Source organism: Alcanivorax sp. DSM 26293 (assembly GCF_900107995.1).
Lineage (GTDB): Bacteria > Pseudomonadota > Gammaproteobacteria > Pseudomonadales > Alcanivoracaceae > Alcanivorax.
This window is the reverse complement of sequence record NZ_FNUM01000006.1, coordinates 124,833-139,031: the sequence shown is the minus strand read 5'-3', so window position 1 is coordinate 139,031 and position 14,199 is coordinate 124,833. Positions and strand designations below refer to the sequence as shown.

The 14,199-nt window shown below is 59.4% G+C and carries 12 protein-coding genes; 3 read left to right on the top strand and 9 right to left on the bottom strand.

The features are described from left to right. The first annotated feature begins 5 nt into the window (after positions 1 to 5). The 3 genes from gltB (at position 6) to hemE (ending at position 7,127) form a co-directional block, all read left to right on the top strand. A complete protein-coding gene (gltB, locus tag C4S63_RS11965; protein WP_103917688.1) occupies positions 6 to 4,469 on the top strand; it encodes a glutamate synthase large subunit in 4,464 nt (1,487 codons plus the stop codon). A gap of 11 nt (positions 4,470 to 4,480) precedes the next feature. Next, positions 4,481 to 5,902, top strand: a complete 1,422-nt coding sequence (locus C4S63_RS11960) for an FAD-dependent oxidoreductase (RefSeq protein WP_062815712.1) — start codon at positions 4,481 to 4,483, stop codon at positions 5,900 to 5,902. Positions 5,903 to 6,065: 163 nt separating this feature from the next. After that, on the top strand, positions 6,066 to 7,127 hold the full coding sequence (hemE, locus tag C4S63_RS11955) for a uroporphyrinogen decarboxylase (protein ID WP_103917687.1): 1,062 nt from the start codon (positions 6,066 to 6,068) through the stop codon (positions 7,125 to 7,127). A gap of 162 nt (positions 7,128 to 7,289) precedes the next feature. Here hemE and C4S63_RS11950 read toward each other — a convergent pair whose 3' ends face one another. From C4S63_RS11950 to C4S63_RS11910, 9 genes are all read right to left on the bottom strand, one after another. Next, on the bottom strand, positions 7,290 to 7,748 hold the full coding sequence (locus C4S63_RS11950) for a PaaI family thioesterase (RefSeq protein WP_063509090.1): 459 nt from the start codon (positions 7,746 to 7,748) through the stop codon (positions 7,290 to 7,292). 188 nt (positions 7,749 to 7,936) lie between these two features. Further along, positions 7,937 to 8,278, bottom strand: coding sequence for a 4a-hydroxytetrahydrobiopterin dehydratase (locus C4S63_RS11945; RefSeq protein ID WP_062815715.1), 342 nt, complete (start codon positions 8,276 to 8,278; stop codon positions 7,937 to 7,939). 185 nt (positions 8,279 to 8,463) lie between these two features. Then, the gene (locus C4S63_RS11940; RefSeq protein WP_062815716.1) at positions 8,464 to 9,174 is read right to left on the bottom strand and encodes a hypothetical protein; all 711 of its coding nucleotides are present in this window, start codon (positions 9,172 to 9,174) and stop codon (positions 8,464 to 8,466) included. A gap of 86 nt (positions 9,175 to 9,260) precedes the next feature. Then, entirely contained in the window at positions 9,261 to 9,665 is a 405-nt protein-coding gene (locus C4S63_RS11935; protein ID WP_103917686.1) for a hypothetical protein, read from the bottom strand. Continuing rightward, positions 9,662 to 10,477, bottom strand: coding sequence for a fatty acid desaturase (locus tag C4S63_RS11930; protein ID WP_231874162.1), 816 nt, complete (start codon positions 10,475 to 10,477; stop codon positions 9,662 to 9,664). The genes C4S63_RS11935 and C4S63_RS11930 overlap by 4 nt, the downstream gene beginning before the upstream one ends. 165 nt (positions 10,478 to 10,642) lie before the next feature. After that, positions 10,643 to 11,884 (bottom strand): acyl-CoA dehydrogenase family protein, encoded by a 1,242-nt coding sequence (locus C4S63_RS11925; RefSeq protein WP_063509094.1) that lies wholly within the window; start codon positions 11,882 to 11,884, stop codon positions 10,643 to 10,645. A 94-nt stretch (positions 11,885 to 11,978) separates the two neighbouring features. Next, positions 11,979 to 12,668 carry a 2-phosphosulfolactate phosphatase gene (locus C4S63_RS11920; protein WP_062815719.1) on the bottom strand — a complete coding sequence of 230 codons (690 nt, stop codon included), beginning with the start codon at positions 12,666 to 12,668 and terminating at the stop codon, positions 11,979 to 11,981. 25 nt (positions 12,669 to 12,693) lie between these two features. Continuing rightward, positions 12,694 to 13,236, bottom strand: coding sequence for a hypothetical protein (locus tag C4S63_RS11915; RefSeq protein WP_062815720.1), 543 nt, complete (start codon positions 13,234 to 13,236; stop codon positions 12,694 to 12,696). Positions 13,237 to 13,458: 222 nt separating this feature from the next. Beyond that, positions 13,459 to 14,064, bottom strand: coding sequence for a ComF family protein (locus C4S63_RS11910; protein WP_235000005.1), 606 nt, complete (start codon positions 14,062 to 14,064; stop codon positions 13,459 to 13,461). Positions 14,065 to 14,199 lie beyond the last annotated feature (135 nt).

The following is a 14,199-nucleotide window of genomic DNA, read 5'->3' as shown; positions in this document are numbered from 1 at the left end:
TTTTGATGCAGCAGAACTCAACGCTGGTGCGGGGGCTCACTGAGCCCGGAGAATTCCGGGACAACTGTGGTTTTGGTCTGATTGCCCATATGGAGGGCAACGCCAGCCACGAGCTTTTGCAAACGGCCATCGAAGCACTGACATGTATGACTCACCGGGGCGGCATTAATGCCGACGGAAAAACCGGTGATGGCTGCGGTCTGTTGCTCAAGAAACCCGATTCTTTCTTCCGCAAGGTTGCGGAGGCCCAGTCCATTACCTTGCCGGAAAACTACGGCGTGGGGATGGTATTCACCCACCCGGACGCGGCCCAGGCTGACGCCCAGAAAGCGGCTATCAATGCCGCGCTGGAAGCCCAGGATGTGCAGGTGCTGGGCTGGCGGGAAGTGCCCACTGACGACGCCTGTCTCGGTGACCTGGCCCGTGCTTCCCTGCCCGGCTTCTGGCAGGTGCTGGTGGCGGCCGACGGCAACACCGAGCAGGAGCTCAACCGCCGCCTGTTCTTTGCCCGCCGCCACGCGGAAAAGGCCATCGAGAACGATGGTTACTTCTACGTCTGCTCCCTGTCGGCCTCGGTGATCTCCTATAAGGGTCTGATGATGCCGGTGGATCTGCCGGCGTTCTTCCCGGACCTGGGTGACAGCGCCATGGAAACCGCCATTGTGGTGTTCCATCAGCGCTTTTCCACCAACACCCTGCCGCAGTGGCCGCTGGCCCAGCCGTTCCGTTACCTGGCCCACAACGGTGAGATCAACACCGTGCAGGGTAACCGTAACTGGGCGCTGGCCCGGGAAAACAAGTTCGAAAACGAACTGCTGCCCGGCCTGGAAGAGCTCAGCCCGCTGGTCAACCGTACCGGTTCCGACTCCTCCAGCATGGACAACATGCTGGAAGTGTTGCTGGCTGGGGGTATGGATCTGTTCCGCGCCGTGCGCATGATGATCCCGCCGGCCTGGCAGAACGTGGAAACCATGGATTCGGATCTGCGTGCCTTCTACGAATATAACTCCATGCACATGGAGCCCTGGGACGGTCCTGCCGGCCTGGTGATGACCGATGGCCGTTATGCGGTCTGTATGCTTGATCGTAATGGTTTGCGCCCGGCTCGCTGGGTAGTGACCAAGAACGGTTTTATTACCCTGGCTTCGGAAATCGGCGTTTACGGCTACAAGCCGGAAGACGTGGTGGCCAAGGGCCGGGTCGGACCGGGCCAGATCCTGGCCGTGGATACCGAAACCGGCGAGGTACTGCACACCAAGGACATCGACAACCGTCTCAAGGTGCGTCACCCCTACCGGGACTGGCTGAAAGGCAATGCCCTGCGCATCGAAGCGGACTACGACCACGAAGTGGAGCGTACCGACGAGGTGGATCAGCAGGACCTGCTGAGCTATCAGAAATTCTTCCAGATCAGCTTCGAAGAGCGCGATCAGGTGCTGCGCCCTCTGGCCGAGTCCGGCCAGGAAGCCACCGGTTCCATGGGCGATGACACGCCCATGGCGGTGCTGTCACGCCGTGAGCGTTCCCTGTATGACTACTTCCGGCAGCAGTTTGCCCAGGTGACCAACCCGCCCATCGATCCGCTGCGCGAAGCGATCGTGATGAGCCTGGAAACCTGTGTGGGTGCCGAACGGAACGTGTTCGAGGAAACGGCGGACCATGCCGACCGGGCGATTTTGTCCACGCCGGTGCTGTCCCATTCCAAGTTCACCAACCTGATGAAGATCGATCGTCCCGGATACGATGTGGCCAAGCTGAGCCTGCATTACGATCCGCAGATTGGTCTGCGCAAGGCGGTGGAAAACCTTTGCGAACAGGCTGCCCAGGCGGTCCGCGATGGCAAGGTGATCCTGGTGCTTACCGATCACGGTATTGTCCAGGACAAGCTGACCATCCACGCCTTGATGGCTACCGGCGCGGTGCACCATTCCCTGACCGAAAAAGGGCTGCGCTCCGACGCCAATATCATCGTGGAAACCGCCACCGCCCGTGATTCCCATCACTTCGCGGTGCTGTTTGGTTTCGGTGCCACCGCCGTCTACCCGTATCTGGCCTACGACGTGATCTCCGACATGGTGCGTTCCGGCGAGCTGCTCGGTGATGCGGTGGAACTGCAGAAGAATTTCCGCAAAGGCATCAACAAGGGCCTGATGAAGATCCTCTCCAAGATGGGGATTTCCACCATCACCTCCTACCGGGGTGCCCAGCTGTTTGAAGCCGTGGGTATCGCCAGTGATGTGGTGGATCTGTGCTTCCGGGGTGTGCCCAGCCGTATCCAGGGTGCCAGCTTCGAGGATTTCGAGGCGGACCAGCAGAGCCTGGCCAAGGACGCCTGGAAACAGCGCAAGCCCATTGATGCCGGCGGTATTCTCAAGTACATCCACGGCAAGGAATATCACGCCTTCAATCCGGACGTGATCTACGCTCTGCACCGGGCCACCCAGGACGGTGACTACGATGCCTACAAGGAATACGCCGAGCTGGTGAACAAGCGCCCGGTGGCCACCTTGCGGGATCTCTTTGCTCTGCGTGATGATGTGGACGCCATCGACGTGGAAGAGGTGGAGCCGCTGGAGAACATCCTGCTGCGCTTCGATTCCGCGGGTATGTCCCTCGGCGCCCTGAGCCCGGAGGCCCACGAGGCCATCGCCACCGCCATGAATCGTCTGGGCGGTCGTTCAAACTCCGGTGAGGGCGGCGAAGACCCGGCCCGTTACGGCACCGAGCGTGTATCCAAGATCAAGCAGATCGCCTCTGGTCGTTTCGGCGTGACCCCGCATTACCTGGTCAATGCCGAAGTGCTGCAGATCAAGGTGGCCCAGGGCGCCAAGCCCGGCGAGGGCGGCCAGCTGCCCGGCGGCAAGGTGAATGCGCTGATCGCGCGTCTGCGTCACTCCGTGCCCGGCGTGACCCTGATCTCGCCGCCGCCGCACCACGATATCTATTCCATTGAGGATCTGGCCCAGCTGATCTTCGACCTCAAGCAGGTCAACCCGGATGCCCAGGTGTCCGTGAAGCTGGTGTCCGAGCCTGGCGTGGGGACCGTGGCCTCTGGTGTGGCCAAGGCCTACGCGGACCTGATCACGATTTCCGGCTACGATGGCGGTACCGCGGCCAGCCCGCTGACTTCCATCCGCTATGCGGGTTCTCCCTGGGAGCTGGGTCTGGCGGAAGCCCATCAGGCCCTGCGTGGCAACGACCTGCGCGACAAGATCCGGTTGCAGACCGATGGTGGTCTGAAGACCGGTCTGGACGTGATCAAGGCGGCCATCCTGGGTGCAGAGTCCTTCGGTTTCGGCACCGTGCCCATGGTGGTGCTGGGTTGTAAGTACCTGCGTATCTGTCACCTGAACAACTGCGCCACCGGCGTAGCGACCCAGCGTGACGATCTGCGCAAGGAGCACTTCATTGGTGCTCCTGAGCTGCTGATCAACTACTTCACCTTTGTGGCCAAGGAAGTCCGTGAGCTGCTGGCGTTGCTGGGCGTGAAAAGCATTCCCGAGCTGATCGGTCGTACCGACCTGCTGAAAGTGCTGGAAGGCGAGACCGTGCGTCAGGGCAAGCTGGATCTGACCCCGATCCTGCGCAACGACCTGGTGCCGGCGGACAAGCCCACCCACTGTCAGGTCAGCCGTAACGAGCCGTTCGACAAGGCGTTGCTGAACCAGAAGATGGTGGAAGACATGTTGACCGCCATCGACAGCAAATCCGGCGGTTCCTTCCACTACGAGATCACCAACTGTGATCGCTCCGTGGGGGCCCGGGTGTCCGGCGAGATTGCCAAGCGTCACGGTAACCTGGATATGGAAACGGCGCCGATCAAGGTGCGTTTCACCGGTACCGCGGGTCAGAGTTTCGGTGTGTTCAACGCCGGCGGCCTGCATATGTACATCGAAGGTGATGCCAACGATTACGTGGGCAAGGGCATGGCTGGCGGCAAGCTGGTGATTCGTCCGCCCAATGGCAGCCCGTTCAAGAGCCAGGAAACCGCCATCATCGGTAACACCTGTCTGTACGGGGCGACTGGCGGCAAGTTGCTGGCGGCCGGGACGGCCGGTGAGCGTTTCGGGGTGCGTAACTCCGGCGCCCACGCCGTAGTGGAAGGCGCCGGCGATCACTGCTGTGAGTACATGACCGGCGGTTCCATCACCGTGCTGGGTCGCACCGGACATAACTTCGGTGCCGGCATGACCGGTGGTTTCGCCTTTGTACTGGACGAGGACAACGACTTCTTCGACCGCATCAACCCGGAACTGATCGAACTGCATCGCATCAGCTCCGAAGCCACCGAATCTCACCGCAGTCACCTGCGGGGCGTGATCTCCGATTACGTGCAAGAGACCGGCAGCGAATGGGGCCAGTACATTCTGGATAACTTTGATGCCATGAGCCGCAAGTTCTGGCTGGTTAAGCCCAAGGCCGCAAGCCTGGAAAACCTGCTCAAGAGCACGCGTGCCAATCCGGCATAACGGGGGAGACCATGGCTGAACGTTTGAGCAACAACTTCCAGTTTCTCGACGTGCCCCGGCACGATCCGAAGAAAAAGGACATTGAAGACCGCAAGCACAAGTACGAGGAAATCTACTACCCGTTCGAAACCCGGGAAGTGGAGCACCAGGCACATCGTTGCCTGCACTGTGGCAACCCGTACTGTGAGTGGAAGTGCCCGGTCCACAACTACATTCCCAACTGGTTGAAGCTGATCAGTGAAGGCAACCTGATGGAAGCGGTGGAGCTGAGTCACCAGACCAACTCCCTGCCGGAAGTCTGTGGTCGTGTCTGCCCGCAGGACCGTCTCTGTGAAGGGGCCTGTACCCTGAATGACGGTTTCGGTGCGGTCACCATCGGTGCCACCGAGAAGTACATCACCGACACCGCCCTGGCCATGGGCTGGCGTCCGGACATGTCCAAGGTGGTGTGGACCGACAAGAAAGTCGCCGTGATCGGTGCCGGCCCCGCGGGTATTGGCTGTGCTGACGTGCTGGTACGCAGCGGCGTCAAGCCGGTGGTCTTCGATCGTTATGAGGAAATCGGCGGTCTGCTGACCTTCGGCATTCCCGAGTTCAAGCTGGAAAAACCGGTCATGGCCAAGCGCCGTGAGGTGTTTGAAGGCATGGGCGTGGAATTCCGCCTGGGCGTGGAAGTGGGCAAGGACATCACCATTGATGAACTGCTGGCTGACTACGATGCGGTCTTCATGGGTATGGGTACCTATACCTACATGAAGGGCGGTTTCCCCGGTGAAGACCTGGAGGGTGTGCATGAGGCGTTGCCGTTCCTGGTGGCCAATGCCAACCGCAACCTGGGCTTCGAGAAAGATCCGGCCGACTTCATCGACATGAAAGGCAAGCGTGTTGTGGTGCTGGGGGGTGGTGACACCGCCATGGACTGTAACCGCACCTCCATTCGCCAGCAGGCGGACAGCGTGGTCTGCGCCTACCGCCGCGACGAAGAGAACATGCCCGGGTCCCGTAAGGAAGTGGCCAACGCCAAGGAAGAAGGCGTGCAGTTCCTGTTCAACCGTCAGCCCATCGAAGTGGTGGGAGAAGACGGCAAGGTCACCGGCGTGAAAGTCGTGGAAACCAAGCTGGGCGAGCCGGACAACAACGGTCGTCGTCGTCCCGAGCCAATTCCGGGCAGTGAGGAAATTCTGCCGGCGGATGCGGTGATCGTGGCCTTCGGTTTCCGTCCCAGTCCGGCGGACTGGTTCGAGCCCAAGAATGTGGCTACGGACGATTCCGGTCGTGTGCAGGCGGCGGAAGAGCAGGAATTCCCGTTCCAGACCAGCAATGAGAAGATCTTTGCCGGCGGCGACATGGTGCGCGGCTCCGACCTGGTGGTGACCGCCATCTGGGAAGGGCGCGAAGCGGCCAAGGGTATTCTTGATTATCTGGATGTATGAATCCGGTCAGGCATCTGATGTCTGACGCCGGATGCAAAAGGCCCGCATTGCGGGCCTTTTTGTTATGCGCACAGAGCCCGGAATAGGGTAAAGTGCGGGGTTCTGTAATGTGTTTCAGGGCGACCGGCGTCAGGCGTCCGATGTCAGACCGATAGGATCAATAATGACTTTCGCACCCCTCCAAAACGACCGTTTTCTGCGTGCTCTGAACCGTGAACCCGTTGATCAGACACCGGTGTGGATGATGCGCCAGGCCGGGCGTTATTTGCCGGAATACCGGGCCAGTCGCGAGCATGCCGGCTCGTTCATGGATCTGTGCCAGAACGCGGATCTGGCCTGCGAGGTCACCCTGCAGCCACTGGAGCGGTACCCGCTGGATGCCGCGATTCTGTTCTCGGATATCCTGACTATCCCCGATGCCATGGGCTTGGGGCTGTATTTCGAGACCGGCGAAGGGCCGAAATTCCGCAAGGTCGTGCGTACAGAGGAAGACGTGGCGGCGTTGCCAATCCCGGATGCGGAAAGCGACCTGGGTTATGTGATGAAGGCGGTGAGTACCATTCGTGGCGCGCTCAATGGCCGGGTTCCCCTGATCGGCTTTTCCGGCAGCCCCTGGACCCTGGCCACCTATATGGTCGAGGGTGGCTCCAGCAAGGACTTTCGCCATCTCAAGGGTATGGTCTACAGCCAGCCAGAGTTGGCTCACGCCCTGCTGGACAAGCTGGCACAGTCGGTGACCTCCTATCTCAACGCCCAGATTCGTCATGGTGCGCAGGCAGTACAGATCTTTGACACCTGGGGCGGCGCCCTGTCCGCGGAGGCCTACCAGCAGTTTTCCCTGAAATACATGCAGCAGATCGTTGACGGCCTGATCCGCGATCACGAAGGCCGCAAGGTGCCGGTGATCCTGTTTACCAAGAACGGCGGCCTGTGGCTGGAATCCATGGCAGCGAGCGGCTGTGATGCCCTGGGACTGGACTGGACCATCAACATCGGTGAAGCCCGCCGTCGTGTCGGCCACAAGGTGGCCTTGCAGGGCAATATGGACCCGGCGGTGCTATACGCTTCCCCGGATGCGATCCGTGCGGAAGTGAAGCGAATTCTTGAGGATTTTGGTGACCACCCGGGCCATATTTTCAATCTGGGGCACGGTATTACCCCGCAGGTGGATCCGTCCCATGCCGGCGTCTTTATTGACGCTGTGCAGGAATTCAGCAGGAAATAACAAGGCGGTAAGCGACGAGCTGCAAAGCGAACCCCCGGCTTCCGGGAGGCAAGTTTCGAAAGACAAGGCCAAGCTTGCGTTGCGCTTCTTTCAACTCGTGTCCCGACACCCAGGGGGCGCGCGTTGTATCTCCGGGATCTCAGGGGCGCGCCGGAAATCGGGTCACGCGCCAATCTTGCGCATCTGATACACGTTATGTGAGATGGCAACCACCTCGCCATTGGCGTCTTTCAATTCCACGTCCCACTCGAAATCGCACTTGCCCACCTCTTCCGTGGTGCTTTCGATGCGTGCAATTTCCTCTTCACTCAGGGTGATCTCCACGGTGATATCCGTGGTGGCCGGGCGACGAAAGCGGATCGCCATGTCCTTGACGATGGGGTAGAAGCGTTTGGTGTCGAAGGACGTCAGGTAGATCACTCCGCCGGGCAATTCGGCGATGGTGTAGAGGGCGCCCGCATACATGATGCCCACATGATTAAGATTGGGTTCAAGGGGCATCATCATTTTGCAGTAGCCCCGTTCCACATCCAGGGTTTTTACCCCGCAGCGCTCCACAAACGGAAAGGTCTTGTCACTGGCGGCTTTGATCAGGGTTTTCTGTTCTTCAGAAAGGGCCATGCTGTTTCTCCTTCAGTTGAGAAGAATGCTAGCAAAGGCAACGGCGGTTGCCGCAAGCCGTTTTGATCATGGCGGTGGAGGAAATGGTCAGGGCAGCGAAATACGGTGGGCGAGCCACGAGGTACGAGGAGCGAAAGGCAAAACCGGTTTCTCTCTTCGAAACTCGTACCTCGAAACGCGCTTCTCAGTTAGTCGTTGAGCAGCGCGTCGGTTTTGGCAGCACAGATAAAATCATTGCGGTGGAGGCCGCCAATCTTGTGGGTCCACCAGGTGACGGTGACCTTGCCGTACTCGGTGAGGATGGCGGGGTGATGGCCCTCATCTTCAGCCAGTTCGGCCACGCGATTGGTAAAAGTCAGTGCCTCGGCAAAATCGCCGAACGGGAACACCCGTTGCAGTTTTTCAATGCCGTCTTCTTCCACCAGAATCCAGTCTGGGATCTGGCCGTGTAGCTCCTGGCGTTCCTGATCGGTTACCCGGGGAGCATCGGCTCGGCATGCGTCGCAGCTCTGTTGTGTCAATGAAGTCATAACAGCACGAATCGTTTTGAGGATGAATTTGAACAGCGACAGACCCGTAAAGAGGGTCTGGGCGCTGTTTCTTGTATGCGCCGGCAGCCCCGCGTCGCATCATTCTGAAACGCGGGCTACACAGGTTTAGTAAACACCTTGTCGGGCGCTTGTTGCAACGTCAGGCGCTTACGAAGCAACCAATATCAGGCGGGTTCGCACAATCGGATCGGATCGCCGCTGGTGCCGCCGGGAGCCATTTTCTTCAGCAGTCGACGCAGCTTTTCCATGTCCGTGTCATCGCGCACGCGACCGGGAATTTCCATGCCGTCAGCCAGATTCAACAGTACCGCCTTCATTTTCTCGGGCATCAGTACCGGTTGGCGATGCTGCAACACATAGATACGATCCCCGCGCTTGAACAGCATGAAGCCGTAGTAGTAAGTCCCGTTCTCCACTTCGCTGTCTTTGACCTGGGCGGCATCCACATTGATGCCGATAATGGCGAACAGGGCGCGGGGATCGGCGTCTTCCAGGAATTCCCGGTAGGAGGCTTCCGCACTGGTAATCATGGGGGCCTTGGCCACCACTTCACGCAGGTAGCTGTTCAGGGTCAGGTTGAGCAGGGTCAGATCGGAGGCAAACCGTGGTGCCTGGATCATCGGATGGTCTTCGGCGCTCAGGTAATCAACGCGAAACAGTCGCCCGCTCCCGTCCCAGAAGGTGGTGGAACCACCCTGACGGTCACATCGTTCGTCGAGCACCACTTCACCCCGGAAGGTGTTGATGCTCATATCCAGAATATAGGCGCCGGCGGGAGAGAAGTAGTAATCCCCTTGTCGTTCGCCCTGCAGATTCTGGCAGCTGGCGAGCAGTAGGGTGCAGATCAGTAACGCGGCAGTTTTGATTGTTTTCATTATTCGCCCCGGATGAAAAAAGCAGGTCGATCATAGCACAACCAGCCGGATGTGCAGCGATTGGCAGTGATCTTCAGGGCTTATTGTCAGAGCACCGGCAAGTCCGCCAACGGGATCACGGTTTTCCGGGGGTTGCTCTTGCGGCTGCGGTTATAGTGCCAGGTGGCCTGGTGAGGCTTGTCGTAGATTCTGGCTGGCAATTCCGTGATGGGGGTCTGGCAGGCGCTGATCTTGCTGGCCGCCTGGTTGAAGCGGGCAAGCAATTCGGTGGCAATGGGGCTCTGGCGAAGCGTCACGGCCTCGCTGCATTGCTGACCCTCGTCAGCTTGCAGGTAGTTCACTGCCGGTGAAATCAGTACATATTGCTGCAGCTGTCGCTGGCTGGCGTCAACCACCTCAATGCACTGGTGGACCCAGTAGTAATAACAATCCTGGGCCCGGGCGACTGCCGCGCAGCCCATGATCAGGAAAACCAGCAATACGCGGATCATGAGGGAATCCCCTCGCGCTGCTGGCGGGCGGGTTCCCACTGCAGCAGGACGTTGTCGGTGATCAGGTGGTCGGGGATGCGGTGGCGGATCTTGTCATGGAGTTGTGGCAACTGACTCCAGTGGATGCCGGGCAGCATATGATGCGCGGTGTGGTAGCCCAGATTCCAGGATGGCAGGTTGTAGCGCTTCAGTTCCACATTCCGTGATGCGTGGTAGTGGTCGTCAAAACCGGTGCCGGCGTGCTGGCCGTAGGTATTGTCCAGCAGCATGAACAACATGGCCGCCATGGGCAGGACGAAAAGAATGACGGCGTTCCGCGGGTCGTACAGCAGCGCCAGAAGCAGGGGCAGGTTTGCAAGTACCAACAAACGGAGAAAGCGCCGGTATAACTGAGGGTGCTTTTGTCCGATCCGATGAATTTCCGGGTAGACCTTCAGGGTGTTGACCAGTACATAGCGCCAGCGGGGCATCAGCGAGCCATCCGCCTGCTGCCAGGACGAGGGGTCCTGTTCCGGGTCCAGGTAGTGCTTGTGGTGGCCGATATTGTGATGCAGGGTCCAGCTCAGGGGGCTGGTGCCGGTCTGCAGGTAGAGAATGCATTCGAAAAGCCGGTTCAGTGGCTTTTTCACAAACACATTCACATGGTGATGATTGTGGCAGATGGCGCCACAGGACACCTGAATGGGCAGCAGTGCCAGCATGGCCAGCCAGGTCGTCAGGCCCTCGCTGTAAAAGAAAAGGCCCAGTTGAATGGCAAACACCGCCAACACCAGGGCTACTGCGGCACGATCAGCCCTATAGCGTACTAACATCTCAACCACCCAGGCTGATTTCTCAGCCTTTACTACGAATAATGGTTGAGTTTATGCCGTAATCCAGAGCGTGATGAAGACCACAAAAACCATTCTGCCGGGCGCAAAGGTCAATATGCTGATATTGCGCCAAGCAGAATGCTTACATCATTTGTGGTCAAAGGCTTACAGGCGACCCAGCAGATCCCGGGCAATGGCGATGATCTGCATTTCGTCGGTCCCCGCGTAGATCTGCAGGATTTTGGCATCACGCATCAGCTGTTCCACCCGTGACTCACGCATGTAGCCGTAGCCGCCGTGAATTTGCACCGCTTCGGTGGCTACCTCCATGGCTGCCTGGGCGGCATAGAGTTTCATGGCCGAGGCTTCTGCCAGGGTCATCTGCTGGCCCGCAGCAGTCATTTCGATATAGCGGAATACCATGTTCTGCAGGTTGGTGCGGGCCACTTCCATTTTGGCCAGCTTGAGCTGAATCAACTGGTTCTGGCCGATGGACTTGCCGAACTGGACCCGGTCATGGGCGTACTGGGTGCTTAGTTGCAGCGCCCGTTCCACCATACCCAGTGCCATGGCGGCCACGCCGGCGCGTTCCTGCATGAAGGTGCCCTTGGCGCCGCTGCGGCCGTAACCGTCCTCGCTGCCGCCCAGCAGCCGGTCGGCGCCCACCTTCACATCGGACAGGAACAGTTCACCGGTGGGCGAGGAGCCGATTCCCATCTTCTTGAAGGGCTTGGACTGCTCAAGGCCTTCCATGCCGCTGTCGAGGATGAAAGAGACAATCTTGCGCTGGTCGGCGGGCACGCCCTCTTCATCCAGCTTGCAAATCAGGATGATGGTATCCGCATAGGGACCGTTGGTGATCCAGGTCTTGCTGCCGTTGATGATATAGCCGCCATTGCCGTCGCGTCTGGCCAGCGTCTTCATCTGTCCGAAGGCGTCGGAGCCGGCATTCGGCTCGGAAATTGCCCAGGCGCCCACCTTTTCCAGGGTGAGCAGGGGCAAGGCCCAGCGCTCTTTCTGCTCGATGGTGCCCTTGCTCATGATGGCGCCACCGCCAAGCCCCATGGACACCCCCATGGCCGTGACAAGCCCCTGGGCATGTTTGCAGATTTCAATAATGGGGATCATGCGCATGGCTGCCTCTTCGCCGGCCATGGCAGAAGGGCCGTCTTTTTTCTTTTCCTCGACGGTTTCCCCAGCGGCAATGGCTTTCTCACGGGCCAGCTGTTTCTCGAAAGACTGCTTGGCCATGACATCCATGCCGAAGGTCTTGATCAGTTTGCGGAGGATGTCGTAAGGCGGAACACCGTTGTATTCGATGTCATCCAGTTGCGGCACAATTTCTTTTTCCACGAAATCGCGCACCATTTTCTGGATCATCTGTTGTTGTTCGGACCACTGGATCATGGGGCTGCCTTGTCTGTTGAATTGGTTTCAACAGTAGCAGGGCCGTGATGGGTGCCGCATTGATCAAAAAGAACGGAAACCTTGACGTCCGGGGTCAGTCCTGTGGTGCCGGGTGGGCGGTGATGCAGGGAATCGGATCAAAGCGGACCCGCATGATCAGGGCGCCGGGCCCATCGCTGCTGGCGGCGGCTTCGATATCCTCGGGACGCAGGCGCGGGTGCGTGCCGTCATAGAATTTTTTTGCGGCCCGGGCGTTCAGGGTCCGCTCGCGGGCGTTGGCGTAGCTCACGCCCTCGCCGCCCAGCAGGTGGCGCATGTACTCCGCACAGGCCACGTCTTCATCTCCCGTGGGGTGCGAGGCAACCAGTACCACGGTGGGCGGGTTCTGTTGCCGCAGATAGTTGACGGTGGCTTCCGCATTGACCAGGCCGGCCACCAGGACTTCCTTGCTGTCCTGGGCCTTCAGGGTGGCCACTACACCATTGGTGGTGCGCAGGATCAGCTCGCGATCCTGCAGGTCCGCCTGGTCGATTTCCCAGGGGGAGTTGCCAAAATCGAAGCCCTTGATTGGCAGCGCGTCCACTTCACCCGCCAACAGGGCGTCGGGCAGGTGCTCGTCACGCAGGGCAAAGGCCTGCTCCGCATTGGCCACCGGCCAGATACAGCGCAGTCCCCGGCGGAAGGCGTGATGGCTGGTGGTGAACGCCCTGATCACGTCGATCACCACAGTGATGCCGTGGATGTTGTGGGGCGGGTTATGTCCTTGGGCAATATGGACTTCCATGAATGATCCTTTCCCGGGAGACGTGTCAGAACAGTAAGCCCACGCCCCAGGTTGCGTTGTCGAAAATTTCCTCGTCACTGTCCTGATATTGCTCGACCGCAATGGTAAAGGTGATGCGGTCGCCCAAGGTCATACGGTCCTTGGGGGTGCGCTTGCCAGTAAAGAAATCCACCACCGAGCGGTAATTGAAATCGGAACGGAAGCGCAGCAGATCGCCGTGGTTACCGTAGCCGTATTGAATCTGCACGATGCGACCGAAACCGATACCGGCGTAGGCATTGTTGACCCGTTCCCCATCCGCTGCAGACAGATCGTCTTCCCGCTGGTCAGAGCGTAGCGGGGAGTCGCCGAATTTTTTAGTGCCAATGCCTGCATTGATGGCCACGCTGGTGTAGTTGGCGTCCACAAAGAAACCGGTGTCCACATTTTCGGTGGGGTCGACACGGCCCACCGAGACAACGGTGCCACGGATCAGGGTAACACCGCTATAGCGGTCTTCCGCATAAGCATGGCTGGCAAAGGTAGTGGACAGAAAAAACAGGGTTATCGCGCTTATTATTGTTCTCATGGGTATCCCTCCGTGAACCGGCAGGCTGTTGAAAAGCCCCTGGCGTACTCGTTATGGCCGTTCTTGAAGGTGAGCGTTTCGATGGGTGGACAGACACCTTCAAAGTTGTGCCCCTTTTTCCTCAAGGGGGCGATGCTGCAACTGCTGGGCATCATTATGCCTAACAGGCAGGTGAAATACAGCGCATAAGGCGGCGTTTGCGCAGTGAGCGCAATTGCGCATTTAACGCTCCGGTGTCCGCGCCAGGGTCCACACCCGTACTTCCGCGGCACCCTGGCGCAGCAGGCAATCGCTGGCGGCGCGGGCGCTGCTGCCGGTGGTCATGACGTCATCCACCAGTATCAGCCTCAGACCACTGACCGGTCGTGTACAGGCGAAGGCGCCGCGAAGATTGCGTTGCCGCTGGCTACGACTGAGGCCCTGCTGCATGGGGGTCGATTGGCGACGTTGCAATGCCGGTAAGCAGGGTATTTTCCACAGCGTCGCCAGGCGGTCGGTCAGTCGCTGGCTCTGGTCAAACCCCCGCCACCAGCGACGGTACCAATGCGCGGGGAGGGGGCACAGGGCATCCATCTCTGGCCAGGGGCAGGGTGTGTCCTCCAGTAATTTTTCGATGCCCCTTTCGGCGACCAGGTCACCGCGGTACTTGTAGCGACGAATCAAGTGATCCAGCGGGAAACGGTAATGCAGCGGGGCCTGACTGACGGTAAAGGATGGCGGGCGCTTCAGGCAGCGCCCGCATAGCGGAGCAGGGAGGGGGTTGCCGGGATCACCGGCGGGGTGGGGCAGGCCGCATCGGCACAGCGGGCCATCCAGACGGGCCAGCATTGCCAGGCACAGCGGACAAACCGGGGAGCGCTGTGTCTGCCCGCAGAGCAGGCACTGGCATGATTGGTTAAAAATCATACTGCAGTAAACTTTTGTTACCTCTATCAAGTTGACAGATGCCATGTTGCTCCCTAG